We start from the raw sequence: 19691 nt of genomic DNA on the forward strand, positions 1-19691 counted from the left end.
GCATCACCATGACGACCTTTACCCGTCGCCAGACACTTGGCCTTGGCGCAGCCGCACTCGTCTCGGGCATTCTCGCGGGCCGCTTGCCGGTCAACGCGGCTGAAACCGATACGCTTACCATCGCATTCAACGTCAACCTGCCATCCTTCGACCCGACCGTTGGCGCGTCCGCCGTCAACCCGACGATCCAGGCGATCTACCGCTCGATCTTCAGCCAGTATGTCGGCCAGAAGACCGATCTTTCCTTCGAACCCGGCATCCTGACCGACTGGGGCTGGAACGAGGACAAGACCAAGGTCTGGATGGATGTGCGCGAGGGCGTGACCTGGCATGATGGTTCGCCGCTGACCCCGGAAGACGTGGTCTGGTCGCTGGAACGCGCCGCCAATCCGGAAACCGGCAACCCGATCCAGTTCGTCTGGTCGACGATCGGCAATTTCTCTGTTGACGGCAACAAGGTCACCGCCGACGTTCTGCGCTTCGAGCCGACGCTGTTCATGTGGATGGCGTTCCTCACCGGCTATGTGATGCCGAAGGCCTATTACGAAAAGGTCGGCGCGGCGGGCTTCGAGGAAGCCCCGATCGGCTCCGGGCCTTATATGGTCGAGGAGTATGAGGGCAATGCCTTCCTCAAGCTCAAGGCCTATCCCGGCTATTACGGCGAAAAGCCGGCCTTCGACACCGTGATCTTCAAATTCGTGCCGGATACGACCAGCCGCGTCGCCGAGATCGAATCCGGCTCGTCGGACGTCACGCTGGAAATCCCCTATGAGGAATATGACCGCCTGATCGCCAAACCCGGCCTTTCGGGCGTGGCCGAACCGGTCTCGGATATCGGCATGATCTTCCTCAACAATATCGACGTGATGAACGACAAGAACGTGCGCCTTGCCGCCAATTACGCGATCAACAAGCAGGCGATCATCGACCGGCTGCTGTCGGGCTACGGCGTGCCGCTCGACACGCTGGAAGCGCCGGAATATTCGGCTTTCGATCCCGATATCAAGATACCCTACGACCCCGAACTCGCCGTCAAGCTTCTGGCCGAATCCGGCTATTCCACCGACAATCCGGTGAAGTTCACGATCCAGACCACGCGCGGGCTGAAGCCCAAGGATTACGAGATGATCCAGGCGATCGTCGGCATGTGGCGCAAGGTCGGCATCGAGGCCGATATCGAGGTCTACGAGATCGCCAAGCATTACGAGCTGCGCGCCGCCGACCAGTTGGCGCCCGCCGCCTTCTACAACTGGGGCAATGCGATCGGCGATCCGACCACCTCGACCGGTTTCGCCATGTTTGGCCCCTCGCCGCACTCGGTCTGGAACACCGACGATCTCGACGGCATGATCGGCCCGCTCTGGGGCGAGATGGACGAGGAAAAGCGCATCGAAGGCTGGAAGGCCGTCAGCAAATACATCGCCGAACAGGGCTATGTCATTCCGCTGCTGCAATATGTCCAGCCGATCGTGTTCAAGGATACGCTGATGGTGGAGCCGAACCTTTCAGGCGCGCTGCAGCCGACGCTGGTCGCACCGAAGTAAGGGCGTGGGACGGGAGGACGGGCGAGCCCCTCCTCCTTGAGGCTACGGAGAAGCCCGCCCCTCTCACATGAGTCATGCTCGGGCTTGACCCGAGCATCCAGGCGACACGGAAAACGCTGCCTGGACCCTCGGGTCAAGCCCGAGGGTGACGCCGAGAGGGGGAGGGGTTTTCGACAACACGCTGGAGCAGAGCACCGCTCTCCTCCTTTAAACTTGAAGAAATGCGGCGGAGTTTTCATGTCTGTCACCGGAATTTTCAACCGGGCCGTGATGGCGGCCGTGACGCTTTTCGGCGTCGCGGTCATCGTCTTCTGTCTGCTCAGGATCGTTCCGGGCGATCCGATCGCGATGATGATCTCGCCGGGCGCCTCGGCTGACGATATCCTGGCGCTCCGGGTCAAATACGGGCTCGATTCCAGCATTCCCGTCCAGTTCGGCGTGTGGATCCGAGAAATGCTGACGGGCGATTTCGGCACCTCGATCTCGCTCAAGCGTCCGGTCCTGTCACTGCTGATGGAACGCCTGCCGGCCACGCTGGAACTTGCCTTCGCCGCGCTGGTCTTCGGCGTGATCGGCGGCGGGCTGATCGCGATCCTCGCCACCCTTGCCCGCCGCACCCCGCTGGAATCGCTCATCGACGTGTTGAACGGACTGTTTCTCGCCGTGCCGGATTTCGTCTGGGCGCTGCTTCTGGTGCTGGTGCTCGGCGTCGCCTTTCCGGTGTTTCCGACATCGGGTCGCGTCGACCCCTCGCTTTCCGGCGATTTCGCCACCAATTTCTATCTGCTCGAAAGCCTCGTCACCCTGCGGTTTTCGCTGTTTTTCAATGTGCTCTCCCACATGGTGATGCCGGTGCTCGCGCTCGGCCTGCCGCTTGCCGCCGTCATCATCCGCACGCTGAAGGAAGCGCTGAACGAGGCGATGCTGCAGGATTACGTTCTGCTGGCGCGGCTGAAGGGCATGTCCGAAACCCGCCTTGTGGTGCAGGAAACGCTGAGGAACGCGATCGGCCCGACGCTGACGCTGACCGGCGTGCAATTCACCTTCATGATCGGCGGCACCGTGATCGTGGAGAGAATATTTTCCTATCCCGGCATCGGCAACATGGCGATCGACGCGGTCATCAACCGCGACCTGCCACTGATCCAGGGCATCGTACTGATGTTCGGCCTGATCTTCGTGCTGATCAACATCGCCATCGACCTTGCCGGCAACTTCTTCAATCCGAGGCTCAAACATGGCTGACACAACGCTTGCTGATGGCGTGAAGCCCAAAAAACGGCACCCCATGCTGTCGGCCCTTCTCGCCGAACAGCGCGTGCTGTGGGGCGGCGGCATTATTGCCCTCCTGTTCCTGATCGCGATCTTCGCGCCGCTGATTGCCCCGCATGATCCGCTGGCGCAAGACCTGATGCTGTCCCGCATTCCGCCCGTGACGTGGCCCGGCGCGGAGCCCGGCTATTATCTCGGCACCGATGATCTCGGCCGCGATGTGCTCTCAAGATTGATCTACGGCACACGGATCGCGCTGACGGTCGCCGTCATCGCCGCCGGTCTCGCGGCGATCCTCGGCTCGCTGCTCGGCCTGCTTGCCGGCTGGTACGGCGGCTGGACCGACCGGGTGATCTCGCGTCTCGTCGATATCTGGATGGCGTTTCCGCCGGTGCTGCTGTCGGTGCTGCTGGTCGCCGTTCTCGGCGCCGGCCTGCATTCGGTGATCGCCGCGATCGTGATCATCGACTGGACCCGCTTCTGTCGCGTGGTGCGCGCCGAAACCATGGCGCAGGCCAGCATGGATTATGTGACCGCCGCGCGCACGGTCGGGTTTGCGCGCATGCAGATCCTCATCAAGGAGATCGTGCCCAATATCATGCCTGTCTTCGTCGCGCTGCTCAGCCTCGAAATGGGCATTGCCGTCGTGGTCGAGGCGATCCTTTCCTTCGTCGGGCTTTCGGTCTCCTCCGACACCCCGACATGGGGCGGCATGATCGCGGCCGGCCGCCAGACCATTCACCATACGCCCTGGGTGTTGATCGCCCCGCTTGGCATGCTGCTCGTCACCGTGCTTTCCTTCAACCAGCTCGGCAACGGCCTGCGCCGGGCGCTCGATCCGGTGATGCGCCGATGACCCTTCTGACGATTGACGCACTCAGCGCCGTTTCGCTGCGCGACGGCAACCGCCCCGTCCTTTCCGACGTCTCACTTACCCTTGCCCCTGGCGAGGTGCGCGGGCTGGTGGGGGAAAGCGGGGCCGGCAAGTCGACAATCGCCAAGGCGCTGCTGGCCATGCTGCCCGCCACGGTGAAGGTCACCGGCGGCCATATTCGCTTCGAAGGTCGGGACCTTTTGGCGCTGCCCGGCCGGGCGCTTCGGGAGATCATGGGCAACGAGATCACCCTGATCCCGCAGGACCCGCAGACCGCGCTGAACCCCGGCCGCCGGATCGAGGCGCAGCTCACCGACGGGCTCCGGCTGAAGCGCGGCATGAGCGGTGCGGAGGCCCGCAAGGTCGCGCTTTCCATGCTGGAGGAGGTCTATATCCGCGATCCCGAACGGGTGATGCGCTCCTACCCGCACGAGCTTTCCGGCGGCATGCGCCAGCGCGTGCTGATTGCCGCAGCCTTTGCCATGCGGCCGAAACTGGTGGTGGCCGACGAGCCGACGACGGCGCTCGACGTCACGGTGCAGAAGCAGATCCTCCGCCTGATCCGGCAGATGCAGAAGGCCCACGGCACCGCCGTGCTGTTCGTCACACATGATCTCGGCGTGGTGGCGCAGATCTGCGACAGCGTGACCCTGCTTTATGCCGGGCGGGTGATCGAACAGGGCCGAACCACCGAGGTGCTCGCAAATCCCGCCCATAATTACACCCGCGCGCTGATTGCCGCCGGACCGCGTTATGACCGGCCGGATGCCGGGCTGGAGCCGGTGCCCGATGCCGTGTTTGCTGAATTGCGCGCCGAGATCGGGGAGGCATCGCGATGAGTGGGCCCCTGCTTTCCGCCACCGGCATCAAGGTCACCTATGGCGCTAGCGCGTCGCTGTTTGGCAAGAAGCCCGGCAACACCGTGCTCCATGGCGTCGACATCGAGGTTGCCGCCGGCGAGACCGTCGGCATTGTCGGCGAGAGCGGGTCGGGCAAGACCACGCTTGGCCGCGCGCTGCTCAGGCTGGTCGACGTCGCCGACGGCGAAATCCGCTTTGGCGGCCAGGACATCACAAGGCTTGAGGATGGCGCAATGCGCCCGCTTCGTCGGCGCATGCAGATGATCTTCCAGGACCCGATGGCCTCGCTCAATCCGCGCCACTCGATCGGCCGGATTCTCGGAGAACCACTGCTGCTGCACGGGCTGGCGGAAAACCGGAAGGCGGCGCGCGATCAGGCAGCCGCCATGCTGGAGCGCGTATCGCTGCCGGAGGAGGTGCTGGCGCGCAGCCCGCACGAGCTTTCCGGCGGCCAGCGCCAGCGCATCGGCATTGCCCGTGCAGCGCTTCTGAAGCCCGATTTTGTGCTTGCCGACGAGATCGTTTCCGGGCTCGATGTCTCCACCCAGGCGCAGGTGCTGAACCTTCTGAAGGCGCTCAGCCGCGAGATGGGCCTCGCCATGGCCTTCATCAGCCACGATCTCTCGGTGATCCGCGCGGTCTGCGACCGGGTCTATGTCATGCAGTTCGGCAAGATCGTCGAGCACGGCCGGTGTGCGGAGGTCTTCGACAATCCGCAATCGGCCTATACCCGCACGCTGCTCGATGCCATTCCGCTGCCGGAAATCGATCCGCACTGGCTGGACCGGGTGGCCGTCGACGAGGCATAATGCCTCAACAGAAAGAATTCCGGAGGACTCATGAGCGGCTTTCGCCAGACCTGCACCGCGTTCGACCGCGTGATCGGAACCTTTTCGGCAATCCCCCATCCGGTGGCCGTCGAGATCACGGCCGCTGCCGGACCGGATTTCATCTGCATCGACTGCGAACACGCCCAGATCGGGCGCGAGCGGGTGGAAGACATGATCCGCGCCGCCGACCTTCACCGCGTACCAGCCATGGTGCGGGTGCCGGGCCATGCGCCGGAGGCGATCGCGAGCGCGCTCGATGCCGGGGCGGCCGGCGTGCTGGTGCCGCGCGTCTCCAGCGCCGATGAAGCCCGCGCCGCCGTTTCCGCCACTCGGTTTCCGCCGGCGGGCCGGCGCGGCGTCGGTCCGGGGCGGGCGGCCGGCTATGGCTACCGCATTGCCGAGACCCTGAAATCCGCAAACGAGACCGTCGTGCTCGCGATCCAGATCGAGACCGCCGAAGGGCTAGCCGACATCGAGGACATCGCGGCGGTCGAGGGGGTCGATGTGATCTTCATCGGCCCCGGCGACCTGTCGGTCACGATCGATGCCATGGGCCCCGAAAACGCCGGAAAGCTTGAAAGCGCGATCCGTCGCATCAGCGATGCCGCGCGGACGGCGGGCAAGGCGGTCGGCCTGTTCCGTCCCGACGGCTCCGATGTCGCGACCTGGGAAAAGGCCGGCATCAGTTTCTTTATCATCGGCTCGGACGCGATGATGCTCTCCGCAGGCCTCGCCGACGGACTGCAACAAGCGCGCAAGGGCTGACAGCATCAAAGCCCCGCGTGACGGTCGGGCGCTGCCTTGCCGCCGCGTAGGAATGTCAGGCCGTTCGCGGCGAAGGGCGTCGGGCCTCCGGCGCTCTTTTTTGTTGCCCAAAAAAGGCAGGTAAGAAACTGCGCTTTACATGCAGGTAAATACCTGCATAATTAAAGACGTTGAAAGTGAGACCCATGGATACCGATACCGTTTTCAAGGCGCTGGCCGATCCGACACGCCGCAGGCTGCTCGACCTTCTGTGCGAACGGAACGGGCAGACCCTCGGCCAGCTCTGCGAAAACCTCGACATGACCCGCCAGTCGGCCACCCAACATCTCGGCCTGCTGGAAAAGGCCAATCTCGTCACCAGCGTCCGGCGCGGACGGGAGCGGCTGCATTTCATCAATCCGGTGCCGCTCTACGAAGTCTACGAGCGGTGGGTGCGCAAGTTCGAGCACCAGCGGCTCGGCCTGCTGCACGACCTCAAGAGAGAACTCGAAGGAGACAGCAAATGACCGATGCAACGATCAGGGAAACGACCCAGTTCGTCTACGTGACCTACATCGCCTCGACGCCCGAAAAAGTGTTCGAGGCCATCATCAAGCCGGAGGTAACGCGTCGCTATTGGGGCCACGAAAACGTGTCCGACTGGCGTCCGGGCTCGCGCTGGCAGCATGTCCGCGACAACGAGCAGCGTACTGTCAATCTCGTCGGCGAGGTTATCGAAAACACGCCGCCCTCGCGCCTTGTCATAAGCTGGGCAAACGAGTCGGAGGCTGCAGACCCACGAGCCTACAGCCGGGTGACCTTCGATATCGAACCCTATGACGACATGGTGCGGCTCACCGTGACGCACGACGACCTTGTCGTTGGCAGCGGCATGGAGATCGGCGTCACCAAGGGCTGGCCGGTGGTGCTGTCCAGCATGAAATCCTATCTCGAAACCGGACGCGGCCTCGACATTTTCGCCAAACCGAAAGCGGCCTGAACAGGCAGAGGCTCCCAAGCAGAGGAACAATTGAAAAGAGATAGTTGAAATCTGAAATATCTTGTGATCAAATAATCAAAATAACAAATATGCGCGGGCGGCGATTGCCGTCCGCCGGGAACGACACAGGATAACCCGATGAATATGCAGACCGAATCCGCCCCGCTCAGCAACAGCTTTCCGGTTGACGAGATCCGGTCCCTGTTCCCGGCGATCGCCAAGGCCGGCGATTTCATCTTTCTCGAAAACGCCGGCGGCGCGCAGGTGCCGCAAAGCGTGGTGGACGCTGTCACCAATCACCTGATCGATGCCAATGTCCAGCGCATGGCAAGCTACGAGCACAGCGCCCGCGTCGACGCCGGTCTCGAAGCCGCGCGCGAAAGCGTTGCCGTGCTCATCAATGCCTATCGCCCGGAGGAGATTTCCTTCGGCCTCAACGCCACCTCCTTCATCCGCCTCGTGAGCCTCGGCATCGCCAGAATGCTCGACGAGCGCAACGAGATCGTGGTCACCGACATGGACCACGACGCCAATATCGCGACGTGGCTGGCGCTCCAGGAAAACGGCGCGAAGATCGTCTGGTGGCGGATGCGCGAGGACGGAACGCTCAACCCGGAAGATCTGAAGCCGCTGGTCAATGAACGGACCCGGCTGGTCGCCTGCACGGCAACCTCGCATGCAATCGGCACCGTGGTCGATGTCGCCGCCGTCGGCCGCATCGCCCATGCCGCCGGCGCGGAGGTTTTCCTCGACAGCGTCCATTTCGGTCCGCACGGGCTGATCGACGTTCAAGCCTGGGATTGCGACTATCTGGTCTGCTCGGGCTACAAGAATTTCTCGCCGCATATGGGCTTTCTGTGGGGGCGCTATGACGCGCTTTGCAAGCTTCCGACCTTCAAGGAAGACTTCATCCCCGACGTGCCGCCCTACAAGATCGAGGTTGGCACCTTTCCCTATGAGAATGTTGCGGGCATGGATGCCGCCGTACGTTATCTCGAAAGCGTCGGCGAGCGGTTTCTGCCATCGGGCGAGCACAGCCGACGCGCGGCGATTGTCGCGGCGATGGGCGCGATCCGCGATTACGAGATGATCCTCGCCAGGGAGATGCTTTCCGTTCTGAAGCGCCACGGCGCGGTGATCTACGGTATCTCCGACAATGACAGGCTCAAGCAACGCGTGCCAACGATCTGCTTCAACATACCGGGTCTCGCGCCCAAGACGCTTTCCGTCGAGATGGGCAAAAGACGCATCGGCATTCGCGACGGCCACATGTTCGCGCCGCGCCTGATGGCGCGCCTCGGCCTTGCGATGGACAGCGGCGCGGTGCGCGTCTCGCTGCTGCACTACAACAAGCTTGAAGAAATCGAACGCTTCGACAAAGTGCTCGGCGAAGTTATCGCCGCGCACAAAAGCTGAAGCGTCACGATGCCGGCGGCGCGAGAGCGCGCCGCCACAAACCGCATGCGGTCACCACCAGAGGGAGAATGAAAAAATGATGCTTACCCGCCGCCACGCCATCATGCTTGCAACGGCCATCGGACTTGCCGCCGGAAGCCTGTCGGCCGCCGCTGCCGAGCCTTTCCGGATCGGCGCCTACCCCAGCAATCCGCCGTTCGAATACAAGAACGCCAGCGGCGTGTTCGAGGGCTTCGAGGTGGATATCGCCACCGAAGCCGCCAAGCGCGCCGGCCTTGAGCCTGAAATCGCCGATTACGGTTTCCAGGCGCTGTTCGCCGCCACCACGTCGGGCCGTATCGATGGCGCGATTTCCTCGATCACGATCACTCCGGAACGTGTGGAATCACAGTCCTTCACCCAGCCCTATTACGATTCCGACATGGGCATCGCCGTCAAGGAAGGCATGACGCTTGCCGGCACCGAAGAGCTGAAGGACAAGACCGTCGGCGTGCTTTCCGGTTCCACCGGCGCGAAATGGGTCGACGAGAACAAAGAGAGCCTCGGCATTAAGTCGGTCAAGGGCTACAACGCACAGCAGGACATGTTCCTCGATCTCGGCGCGGGCCGCGTCGATGCGGTCGTCTCCGACATTCCGGGCATGGAATATCTGTTCACCAAGATGAAGGGCTTCGAGGTCGCAGCCCGGATCAAGACCGGCGAGCAGTACGGCATGATGATGGGCAAGGATCATCCGCAGCTCGACGCCATCAACGAGGCGATCACCACGATGAAGGAAGACGGCACCATGGCCAAGATCCACGAAAAGTGGTTCGGCTCGGCGGCGCCGGCCAATTCCTCCACCGTCACGGTCTTCGCCATCCCGTGATCACGCATGACGGAGGGCGTCGCGACGCCCTCCTCTCTTTTTGCCGCCGCAAGGCAGGACCGGAAGACGTCGCGCCCAAAAGGCGCGGCAAGACGCATGTCACGCTCACCGAAAGTTGCCGCCGATGACCCTCGTCGAAACCTTCTTCAACACCGAAGTGCTCGTCGCGAGCATGCCGCTGCTGTTGCGCGGGCTGATGAACACGCTGATCCTCGGCGTTCTCGCCATCGTGATCGGCGTCAGCGCCGGGCTGCTGATCTGCGTATTGCGTCTCTACGCGCCGAAGCCGATCCGCTTTCTGACGGTCGCCTATATCGACGTGTTCCGCGCCATGCCGGTGCTGGTGGTGCTGATCCTGGTCTATTACGCCCTGCCCTTCGTCGGCATACGCTTTTCCGCCTGGACGTCCGCGATCCTGTCGTTCTCGATGGTGATGGCTGCCTATTCGGCGGAAGTGTTCCGCTCCGGCATCGAAAGCGTCCCGAACGGGCAGTTCGAGGCAGCCTCCGCGCTTGGCCTTTCCTTTCCAGTTACGCTGTGGAAGGTCATCCTGCCGCAGGCAATCCGGATCGTGATACCGCCGACCACGAGCAATTGCGTTTCGATGTTCAAGGATACCGCGCTCGCCTCCACCGTGGCCATGCCCGAGCTCCTGAAGGAGGCGCAGGACGCCCAGGCGTTCTACGCCAACCCGACGCCGCTGATCGGCGCGGCGATTATTTATCTGGTGTTCCTGCTGCCGCTGGTGCGTCTGGTCGGCATTCTGGAACAGCGGTTCCGCCGGGCGAAAACCCGCTAAGCGCCCCCGCGCGCTTGACTTTGATGCCTCTTGCCCCGACAGACGGTGAAAGGCTCGCACCACCACCGGGAGAGAGGCGCAATGAACAATACGGGACTTTCCAGGATTTCATCGCGGATGACCGTCCAGGACGGGGTGTACGAGCAATTGCGCCAGGCCCTGATGTGGGGCCAGTTCGAACCCGAACAGGTGACGACGATTTCCTCACTCGCCGCCGAATTCGGCACCAGCCATATGCCGGTGCGCGAGGCGCTGCGCCGGCTTGCCGCCGAGAAGGGGCTCGAGATCAGCCGCAACGGTTCGGCCCGGGTTCCCGCAGTTTCGCGCCAAAGGCTCGATGATCTCTGCCGCGCGCGCACCGCGCTGGAGGGACTTGCGACCAAGCTTGCGACGCCGCGCATGAAAGAGGCCGAGATCGCGCATTGCCTGGCGCTGGCGCGCGAACATGAGGCGCTCGGCCGCGATGGCCATGTCCACGAGATGCTTCGCAAGAACCAGGAATTCCACTTCGCGATCTATGAGTTGTCCGGCTCGGAAATCCTGCCGCAGATGATCGAGACATTGTGGCTGCGCTTCGGCCCCTATATGCGCATGCTCTCCGATCTCGTGATCCACCAGATCAACGAGGGCACGATCCACCCCTATTCGACCTATCACTACGAGATGATCGAGGCCTTCAGGCGCGGCGATGCCGAGGCGGCCGCCGCGCTGATGGTCAAGGACATCGAGGCGACGCAGGCCCTGCTGCAGGATATGTGCCCGATCTGAGGTTCGCTCGCGCCTGACCGGGAAGCGCCTCAATGCTTACGTAGGAGAAGCGGCTTCATACATTGTTCATGAACGCCGGATAGAGGCGGCGGGCCATTTCGGCAGAACCACGAAGCAGATGAAAGCGAAGCCAGACCATGTCGCAGAACAGCGGACTCCATCTTGAACTGAACGGCCGCAAGACGCGGCTGAAATGGCACCAGTTGCGCAAGCGCCTCGCCGATCCCGTCTTTTCCCTTGCGGTGATGGCCGAAGGTTTCGCGGCCGGGGCCTCGATGGAGCTTGATCTCAGAGTGCGCGCCGATGGCGGTTTTGCCGTCGTGCACGACGATACGCTGGAAAGCGAGACGGATGGCCGGGGCCTCGTCTCCGCGTCGCGCCGCAAGGATCTCGAAGGCGTGCGTTATGCCGTCGGCGGCGAGCCGCTTATCCTGTCCGAAGACCTCGCCCGGCTGCTCTCCGGCGCCCATCCCGAGGCGCTGGTGCAATTCGACATGAAATCGGATCTCGGCGTGATCGGCAATGCCGGGCTTGCCCATCTGCGCCAGATCATCGGCGCCAATGCCGGCAAGATCATCGTCTCGGCGACCGACCTCGCGCTGATCGCGGCGATGCGCGAGGCCATGCCGGAGGTCGCGCGCGGCATAGACCCCTCGGAGGACATCTGGGAGGCCTGGGAGAAGGACGGGCTTTCGGCCGCCTCTGATGTGCTCGACGCGGCGCTTGCCGGGCCGACCGCGGCCGGCACCATCTACCTGCACTATCCTCTGGTCCTGAAAGCGGCCAACCATGGTCTCGACATGATCGCCGCCAGCCACGAGGCCGGCCTTCTGGTCGACGCCTGGACCTTCAATCCCGCCCGGCCCGACGACGGGCTGACGGAGGCGGAGATTGAAACCGTAAGACGCCTGCTCGAACTCGGCGCCGATCAGATCACCACCGATGAAGCGCTGCTGCTCGAAGCCGCCTGGCGGGCGGCGGGGCACACCGTTTCCGCGCCCGACTGAGGCGGTTTCCGTTCCGGAAAGGTCCATACCGGTAATTTTTTTGTACACGTGTACATTTGTCATGTACACGTGTACAAAATGTCACGTGGGCGTCATGAGGAGGACATAGGTCATATCGTGCGTCCGATCGGCGAAGGCTACATTCCGCGGTTTGGAGGACGTGCGCGGGTGGTTTTCGCTTCACCGGCATCGTGCTGTTCCGGCAGGCCCGGAAACAAGAAACGGCCGATGCGATATGACAACACGGGCGGGGGCTTCCGTGACAATTTCGGAGGGCCTCATGCTCAGGGACCTGGAGAGACCCGCATGAATATCAAGGCATTTATCGGCACGGCGGCCATTGCGATCGCGGCCGCCACGTCAGGTGCGGCGCATGCCGAGGACTACACCATCACCGTCTGGTCGGGCGGCACCGACGACAACTCGCTCTACCGCGTCGACGCCATCGAAATGGCTGCCGACTATCTCGAGCGCCAGGCCGCCATTCGCGGCGAGGATCTCAACATCACCATTGAAAAGCAGGTCTGGTCGGGCTGGGACGATTTCAAGCAGGCCGTGACGCTGGCCGCCGAATCCGGCACCGCCCCCAACATCATCGTCACCGGCCATGAAGACATCGGCCCGTGGTCGCAGGCCGGCATTCTGCGCCCGATCGAGGACTATGTCGATTTCGACGCCTGGCCGCTCAACCAGCTCTATGACAACCTCATCGACGTATCGAGCTATGACGGCATGATCTGGGGCATTCCGCAGGATGCCGAAGCCCGTCCGTTCTTCATGTCCAAGCCGGACCTGAAGGCGATCGGCTACAGCGATGCCGATATCGATGCCCTGCCCGGCAAGATCGAAAGCGGCGAATACACGCTTTATGACATGCTGGATGACGCGAAAAAGATGCAGGATGAAGGCGTTGTCGAACCCGGCTACGGCTTTGCGCCGCGCGTCAACAACGGCACGGATTACTGGCAGTTCTATCAGTCCTTCGGCGGCGAGATGGTCGATCCCGAAACCGGCAAGCTGGTGTTCGACAAGCAGGCGATCACCGACATGTACCAGTTCTTCGTCGACGCCGTGGAAATGGGCGTGACGCCGAAGACCTATCTCGGCGGCGAGTGGGATAGCTGGCACACCAATGTCGCGACCGGCAAATACGGCGCCTGGCACGGCGGCACCTGGCACAAGCTGCAGTGGGAAAACCAGTACGGTCTCGAGGATTTCTTCGACACCGTCTCATTCTCGCTGATCCCGGCCGGCAATGAAAACGGCAGGGCGAACACCATCACCCATCCGCTGGTGTACCTGATCTCGACCCAGGGCACCGATGATGACGCAGCGGTCTCCGCCGAGCTTGTCGCCGTTGCGTCCGAGCCGCGCATCAACGCGCTGCATGCGGTCCAGTCCGGCCATCTCGCCATCGGCGAAGCGGAGACGACCATTCCGTTCTACGCCAACGACCGCTGGGCCAGCGAAGCCACCGAAAAACTGCTCCCTTACGCCAACTCGATCCCGAACAATGCCGATTTCGGCATCTACTGGGAAGCCATGTTCAAGGGGCTGGAATCGGCATGGGCCGGCACGACCTCCGTCGAGGACGCGGTGAACCAGGCTCAGGCGACGGTCGAGAACGGCCTCGGCGACCAGATCATCATTCGCTGAACGGAGCGAAGATGACCGAGAACACCTCCGTCGAAAGAGGTATCAACCCGGGCGTGGCAACGCGCCCGGGCGATGCCGAGACCGTCAAGGCCGCCCGCAAGGGCGGCCCCCGCATCAGTCCGTTCGGCATCCTGATGCTGTCGCCGGCGCTTCTGTTTCTGCTCGCCTTCTTCTTCGCCCCCGTGGTGCTGACGGCGGTCTTTTCCTTCACCAACATGACCAGCGCGACCGGCATTACCGGCGGCGCCTATGTAATCAGCCCCAACGCGCTACGCAATCTCGAATGGCAGGGCATGGACAAGGCCGTGACCGAGAGCCTGAGCGGCACGTCGATCACCGTCGACGAGGCAGGACTTGCCCGCGCCGCTGCGGCCGACGTCGACCCGGATTTCCTCGAAGATATCGAAGACCGCCTGATGGGCGCGCATTTCGATGATGCCCGCAGCTTCGAACGGGAGCTGAAAACGCTGCCGAACCGGCCGCGCCGCATCCGCGATCTCAAGCTTGCCGCCGAGCCCTTCGGCCAGTCGATCCTCAACACCCGCTTTGCAACGCGCGACCAGGCCGTGACGGCCATCGATGCGGTCGCGCCGAACATGACCGAAGATCAGCGCGACGCGGTTCTGACCGAAGCCTATACCGGCTGGGTCTGGACCACGGATAATTTCAAACGGCTCGCGACCACGCCTGCAACCGGACGGCTTCTGACCAATACCGCGCTCTATGTCGGCCTGACGCTTTCGATCTTCAATGTCGGGCTCGGCCTGTTTCTGGCGATCGCGATCTTCTACATGCCCAAGGCCAGCGGTTCCGTGTTCAGCGTGCTCTGGCTGCTGCCGCGCATCACCCCGGTCGTGCTCTATGCCGTCATGTGGCGATGGTTCACCTGGGATGACGGGTTTCTGCCCACCCTTGCCGCCCAGTTCGGCCTTCCCGCGTTCAACTACATGAAAGGCTCCGTGCCGACGGCCTGGGCGACGATCATCACCCTCAACGGCTTCATCGGTGCGTCCTTCGGCATGATCCTGTTCAGCGGCGCGCTCCGGGCCATTCCCGTACAGCAGCTCTGGGCAAGCGAGGTCGATGGCGCGAGCCGCTTTCAGCAGGTCCGCAAGATCATCCTGCCGCAGTTGAAATGGCCGATCCTGTTCGTGACCTGCTATCAGTCGCTGTCGCTCTTGTCATCCTACCAGGAGATCTGGCTGACGACCAATGGCGGGCCGGGCAACACCACCAATGTGTGGGCGCTCGAAGCTTTCCGCATCGCGCTGTCCAACTTCACCGGCAATCTCGAATACGGCCTCGGCGCCGCGATGGCGCTGGTGCTGGTCATCGTCGGCCTCGCGCTTTCCATCATCTTCCTCCGGCTCTTCAAGTTCGGGGAAATGCTGGAAAAGCCGAAGATCGAATTTTAGGGGAGGTCGGACAATGTCACGCAATTTCGCCGCCTGGCCGCTCATTCTGGTGCTGGGGCTGCTCAGCCTGCCGCTGGTGATCATGTATGCCTTCGTGTTCATCGACAGCTTCACAAACGCGCCGCCGGGATCGATGATCCCGAACGAGTTCACGCTGGAACACTGGCAGTTTCTGGTCGACCCGTCGATTGCCGGCAATGTCTGGTCGGCAACGCTCAACACGCTGATCTTCGCCTGCTCGATCGGGGCGATCGTGGTGTCGCTGTCCTCCATGGGCGGCTATGCGCTTTCGCGCCTCAACATGCCGTTCCGGCAGTTCTTTCTGGCCGGCATCATGGTGATGCACGCCTTCCCGTCGGTAACGCTGATCATCGGGGTGTTTCTGGTGCTGCAGTTCATCGGCCTTTACGACACGCTGATCGGCGTGGTCTTCGTCAAGGCATCGCTGATGCTGCCCTTCGGCATCTGGATCATGAAGGGGTTCTACGACACCGTGCCCTGGGAGATCGAGATGGCCGGCGTTCAGGACGGCGCTTCGCGCTTCACCGTCTGGCGACGGCTGATCCTGCCGCAGGTCAAGCCCGGCCTGGTGGCGCTGGTCGTGTTCTCATTCCTCGATGCCTGGGGCGAATATGTGCTGCCGCGCATCCTGGCCCCGACAGCGGACTACCGGGTGCTCTCGGTCTATCTCGAGCGGGTCTCGCAGAAGGATTCGATCACCTACGACTTCAATCTCTTCAAGGCGGTGGGGCTCTACTACACCCTGCCCGTGATTATCCTTTTCATCATCTTCCAGAACCGGCTGATGAACATCTTCAGCGGAGGCACCAAAGGCTGATGCGTATCAAGCTCGAAAATTTCACCAAGACCTTCGACCACACCACCGTCATCGACCGCATGAACCTCGAGGTTCACGATGGAGAAATGCTGGCGCTGCTCGGCCCTTCCGGCTGCGGCAAGTCGACGACGCTGCTTGCCATTTCCGGCATCCACCGCATCAATGGCGGGCGGATCCTGTTCGGCGACAAGGACGTCTCGAATGTGGCGAGCCAGAAGCGCAATGTCGGCGTGGTGTTCCAGAACTATGCGCTCTATCCGCATATGACGGCGTTCGAGAACATCGCCTTCCCGCTGGAGGTGCGCCATGCAAGCCGCGATGAGATCGACCGCGAGGTCCGCCAGATCGCCGAGCTCGTGCATATCGACCGCTATCTCGACCGCCGCCCCGGCCAGCTTTCCGGCGGCCAGCAGCAGCGCGTGGCGCTAGCGCGCGCGCTGGTGCGCAAGCCCGCCGTGCTGCTGTTCGATGAGCCGCTCGCCAATCTCGACGCCAAGCTCCGCCTCGAAATGCGCTCGGAAATCCGCCGCATCCAGATGGAGACCGGCATCACCGCCATTCTCGTCACCCATGACCAGGTGGAAGCGATGTCGATGTGCGACCGGATCGCGATCATGAACGAAGGCCAGATCATCCAGATCGACACCCCGACCGACATGTACCGCAATCCGAAGACCCAGTTCGTCGCGGGCTTCCTTGGCAATCCGCCGATCGCCTTCGTCAACGGCCGGGCGGAAGCAGGCGTCATCCGGCTCGACGAGGACGACGTCATCCTGCCAATGCCCGCCAATGCGAAGAAAGCCGAGGACGGCGCGCCGATCATCGTCGGCATCCGCCCCGAAATCTTCGGCAGCAATGATGGCAGCCCGGTCGGCGGTCGCGTCAGCTTCGTGGAAACCCAGGGGCGCGAGAACCTCTACGACGTGGCCCTGCCCTCCGGCGCTGTGCTCCGCTCGATCCAGCCGGTGCGGCACGACATCGCGATCGGCGATGAGGTGCGCTGGGGCGTCCGCCCCGATGACCTTCTGGTGTTTCAGCAGGACGGGACACGCCTATGAGCGGCGCGCCCGGACTTTCCGACTTCATCGCGCGCTATGGCTGGCCGGAGACATCCGCCCTGCTCTGCATCGCCCATCGCGGAGCGAGCGATCATGCCGTGGAGAACACGCTCGCCGCCTTTCGCCTTGCCTCCGAACTCGGCGCCGATATGTGGGAGTTGGATACGCAACTCACCCGCGACGGCGTCGTGGTCGTCTCCCATGACGATCATCTCGACCGGGTCTTCGGCGTCGATGCCCGGATTTCCGCGATGACAGCGGCTGAGTTGGCCGCCCTTGACGGCGTCGACGTTCCGACCTTTGCCCAGGTTGCAGCCCTCGCGCGCGAACTTGGCACCGGCCTTTATGTCGAACTCAAGGCGCCGGGCACCGGGCTGAAGTGCTGGCAGGTACTCAGGGACCACGAACAGCGCTTCGCCGCGCTCGGCTCCTTCGACACGGCGCAGGTGCGCGAATTGCGCGAGGCCGGCTGCGACCTTCCGCTCGCCGTCCTGGTCGGCATGGGCAAGGACCCGATGGCGCTGGCGGATATGGTCGGGGCGGATCTCGTGCATTTGTGCTGGGAAAAGGATGGTCCTCGGCCGCAGGACAAGGTGACAGCCGAACTTTGCGACCGTATCTTCCGCTCACAACGGCAGATTGTTCTCTGGCATGAGGAGCGGGCGGATATCCTGAAAGACATGATCGACCTTCCGGTTCTGGGCATCTGCACCAACCGGCCGGAGATGATGCAGACCGGCGAGGCATCCAGCGACTTTACATGAGCGATCCAGTATTTCCGAAACGGGCCGTGACGTCCCATGATGTCGCCCGGCACGCCGGCGTTTCCCGCGCCGCCGTGTCGCGCACCTTCACGCCCAATGCCTCCGTCTCCGAGGAAACCCGGCAGAAGGTCATCAAGGCCGCCAATGAGCTCGGCTACCGCGTCAACTATCTGGCCCGCAGCCTGATCAACAAACGTTCCGACCTCGTCGGCGTCGTCGCCGCCGGCCTCGACAATCCGTTTCGCACCATGCAGATCGACCACCTGACCCGCGGCCTTCTCGCGCGCGACCTGCGCCCCATCCTGCTGCCGACCTCCCGTTCGGAGGATGTGACGACCTTTATCCGGCAATTGCTGCAATATTCGGTTTCCGGCGTCATCGTCACATCGGATGCCCCGCCGACGGAGCTTTGCGAGGAATGCGCCGGCAATGGCATTCCGATCGTCCTGATCAACAAGGGCGAGAACATTCCACTGGTGGATCGCGTGGTCAATGACGACGATGTCGCTGCCCGGTGGGCCGCCGATTATTTCTTCGACGCCGGCTGCCGGCGGCTGGCCGTCATGGCCTCGCCGCACCTGTCCTTCACCGGCCGCAGCCGCAGACAAGCCTTTATCGCGCGCGCCGAGGAACTCGGCGCGGCGCTCGAGGTGATCGACGTGCCGATCAACGACTACAAGTCAGGTTTCGAACAGGGCGCGGCACTCGCCGAAAGCGCCGCCGAGGCGCTGTTCTGCGTCAACGACTACATGGCCTGCGGCGTCATCGACGCGCTGGCGCGCCTTGGGCGCGATCGGGACCATCCCGGCCTCAGGATCATCGGTCATGACGATATCCCTCAGGCAGGCTGGGACGCCTACCGGCTGACCACCTTCGCCCAGGCCTGCGATCTTCAGACCGAGGCGGCGATCGATTTCCTCGAAACCCGCATCGCCGATCCCGACCTTCCGGCGCGGCTGGAGACCACGCCCGTGCGGCTGGTGGAACGAAAGTCGGCCGCATGAGCAGCCTATCCGAACATGACCTTCAAGCGCGCTATGCGTTCGCGCAGGCGCTCGCTCAAAGCGCCGGCGAACGGGCGCTTCAGCTTCAGCGAGACGACGCCGCGATTTCGATCTCGAACAAGGGGCTTCAGGATTTCGTCACCAATGCCGACCGGGAATGCGAGGCGCTGATCCGCGCGGCGATCGCACGCGATTTTCCCGAGGACGGCTTTGTGGGCGAGGAGACCGGCCGGACGGGCGGCGACGGCCCTGTCTGGGTGATCGACCCGATCGATGGCACCAACAATTACATGCGCCGCCTGCCCGACTGGGGCGTATCGATCGCGCTGGTGGCCGATGGCGAGATCATGCTCGGCGCGATCTTCGACGCGACCACGCAGACCGTGTTTCATGCCCGCCGTGGCCATGGCGCCTTCAATGGCGACAACCGCCTTGCCGCTTCGACAATCGATGACCCGCAAACCGCATTGGCGCTCACCGGCCATTCCCGCCGCACCGCGATCGGCCCTTATCTCGACCTGCTCCTGAAGCTGCACGAGCAAGGCTTCGATCACCGCCGCATCGGGGCCGCGGCTCTCGGGCTGTTGCGTGTCGCTGAGGGAAAGGCCGAGCTCTATTACGAGGCGCACCTTAATTGCTGGGACGTTCTGGCCGGCATATTGATCGCGGAAGAGGCAGGCGCCGTTGTCGAACGCCCCGCGCTCGCCGACCTGCTCCGCCAAGGCGGGCCGGTGCGGGCATGTGCCCCCGCGATGGAGGCTACGATCACGGACCTGTTTCGCCAGATCGAGCCGGCGCAGGATGTCCGCCCGCTCCGGGAACGGCAAGGCTGAGCCTACTCTGACGCCTGCCAGAGACAACCAGCACTATCAGAGTTCACCAGCCCGCCAGACCTTGCTGGCGTGGCCCGCAGGGCGCGTCCTCGCCCATGCACCGTCTAATTTATGGCCAGACTTGACACTTGTCTAAAAATG

Annotated in this window: 20 protein-coding genes; all 20 read left to right on the forward strand. The window is 63.0% G+C overall.

Annotated features, from left to right (window positions below; translation table 11 throughout):
- Positions 1 to 8 precede the first annotated feature (8 nt).
- Positions 9 to 1544, forward strand: coding sequence for an ABC transporter substrate-binding protein (locus V6767_RS10050; protein ID WP_448473355.1), 1536 nt, complete (start codon positions 9 to 11; stop codon positions 1542 to 1544).
- Positions 1545 to 1781: 237 nt separating this feature from the next.
- Complete coding sequence (locus tag V6767_RS10055) at positions 1782 to 2789, forward strand: ABC transporter permease (protein WP_448473356.1); 1008 nt, start codon at positions 1782 to 1784, stop codon at positions 2787 to 2789.
- 43 nt (positions 2790 to 2832) lie between these two features.
- Positions 2833 to 3672: an ABC transporter permease gene (locus V6767_RS10060; protein WP_448473428.1), complete on the forward strand. Its 840-nt coding sequence runs from the start codon at positions 2833 to 2835 to the stop codon at positions 3670 to 3672.
- Positions 3669 to 4529, forward strand: coding sequence for an ABC transporter ATP-binding protein (locus V6767_RS10065; protein WP_448473357.1), 861 nt, complete (start codon positions 3669 to 3671; stop codon positions 4527 to 4529). Before V6767_RS10060 ends, V6767_RS10065 begins: the two co-directional genes overlap by 4 nt.
- A complete protein-coding gene (locus tag V6767_RS10070; protein ID WP_448473358.1) occupies positions 4526 to 5359 on the forward strand; it encodes an ATP-binding cassette domain-containing protein in 834 nt (277 codons plus the stop codon). Before V6767_RS10065 ends, V6767_RS10070 begins: the two co-directional genes overlap by 4 nt.
- Before the next feature lie 30 nt (positions 5360 to 5389).
- Complete coding sequence (locus tag V6767_RS10075; RefSeq protein WP_448473359.1) at positions 5390 to 6145, forward strand: HpcH/HpaI aldolase family protein; 756 nt, start codon at positions 5390 to 5392, stop codon at positions 6143 to 6145.
- Between the two features lie 185 nt (positions 6146 to 6330).
- Positions 6331 to 6651 carry an ArsR/SmtB family transcription factor gene (locus V6767_RS10080; protein ID WP_448473360.1) on the forward strand — a complete coding sequence of 107 codons (321 nt, stop codon included), beginning with the start codon at positions 6331 to 6333 and terminating at the stop codon, positions 6649 to 6651.
- Positions 6648 to 7124 (forward strand): SRPBCC family protein, encoded by a 477-nt coding sequence (locus tag V6767_RS10085; RefSeq protein WP_448473361.1) that lies wholly within the window; start codon positions 6648 to 6650, stop codon positions 7122 to 7124. Before V6767_RS10080 ends, V6767_RS10085 begins: the two co-directional genes overlap by 4 nt.
- A gap of 138 nt (positions 7125 to 7262) precedes the next feature.
- On the forward strand, positions 7263 to 8540 hold the full coding sequence (locus V6767_RS10090) for a cysteine desulfurase-like protein (RefSeq protein WP_448473362.1): 1278 nt from the start codon (positions 7263 to 7265) through the stop codon (positions 8538 to 8540).
- Positions 8541 to 8616: 76 nt separating this feature from the next.
- Entirely contained in the window at positions 8617 to 9408 is a 792-nt protein-coding gene (locus tag V6767_RS10095; protein ID WP_448473363.1) for an ABC transporter substrate-binding protein, read from the forward strand.
- 124 nt (positions 9409 to 9532) lie between these two features.
- On the forward strand, positions 9533 to 10207 hold the full coding sequence (locus V6767_RS10100) for an amino acid ABC transporter permease (protein ID WP_448473364.1): 675 nt from the start codon (positions 9533 to 9535) through the stop codon (positions 10205 to 10207).
- Between the two features lie 81 nt (positions 10208 to 10288).
- Positions 10289 to 10975: a GntR family transcriptional regulator gene (locus V6767_RS10105; protein ID WP_448473365.1), complete on the forward strand. Its 687-nt coding sequence runs from the start codon at positions 10289 to 10291 to the stop codon at positions 10973 to 10975.
- Positions 10976 to 11112: 137 nt separating this feature from the next.
- The gene (locus V6767_RS10110; RefSeq protein ID WP_448473366.1) at positions 11113 to 11982 is read left to right on the forward strand and encodes a glycerophosphodiester phosphodiesterase; all 870 of its coding nucleotides are present in this window, start codon (positions 11113 to 11115) and stop codon (positions 11980 to 11982) included.
- 306 nt (positions 11983 to 12288) lie between these two features.
- Complete coding sequence (locus V6767_RS10115) at positions 12289 to 13638, forward strand: extracellular solute-binding protein (protein ID WP_448473367.1); 1350 nt, start codon at positions 12289 to 12291, stop codon at positions 13636 to 13638.
- An 11-nt stretch (positions 13639 to 13649) separates the two neighbouring features.
- Positions 13650 to 15053, forward strand: a complete 1404-nt coding sequence (locus tag V6767_RS10120; RefSeq protein WP_448473368.1) for a carbohydrate ABC transporter permease — start codon at positions 13650 to 13652, stop codon at positions 15051 to 15053.
- A gap of 13 nt (positions 15054 to 15066) precedes the next feature.
- Entirely contained in the window at positions 15067 to 15891 is an 825-nt protein-coding gene (locus V6767_RS10125) for a carbohydrate ABC transporter permease (protein ID WP_448473369.1), read from the forward strand.
- Positions 15891 to 16949 (forward strand): ABC transporter ATP-binding protein, encoded by a 1059-nt coding sequence (locus V6767_RS10130; RefSeq protein ID WP_448473370.1) that lies wholly within the window; start codon positions 15891 to 15893, stop codon positions 16947 to 16949. The genes V6767_RS10125 and V6767_RS10130 overlap by 1 nt, the downstream gene beginning before the upstream one ends.
- A complete protein-coding gene (locus V6767_RS10135; RefSeq protein ID WP_448473371.1) occupies positions 16946 to 17713 on the forward strand; it encodes a glycerophosphodiester phosphodiesterase in 768 nt (255 codons plus the stop codon). Before V6767_RS10130 ends, V6767_RS10135 begins: the two co-directional genes overlap by 4 nt.
- A complete protein-coding gene (locus V6767_RS10140) occupies positions 17710 to 18717 on the forward strand; it encodes a LacI family DNA-binding transcriptional regulator (RefSeq protein WP_448473372.1) in 1008 nt (335 codons plus the stop codon). The genes V6767_RS10135 and V6767_RS10140 overlap by 4 nt, the downstream gene beginning before the upstream one ends.
- Positions 18714 to 19550 carry an inositol monophosphatase family protein gene (locus V6767_RS10145; protein ID WP_448473373.1) on the forward strand — a complete coding sequence of 279 codons (837 nt, stop codon included), beginning with the start codon at positions 18714 to 18716 and terminating at the stop codon, positions 19548 to 19550. Before V6767_RS10140 ends, V6767_RS10145 begins: the two co-directional genes overlap by 4 nt.
- Positions 19551 to 19691: the final 141 nt, after the last annotated feature.

It is taken from the genome of Martelella sp. FLE1502 (assembly GCF_053484255.1).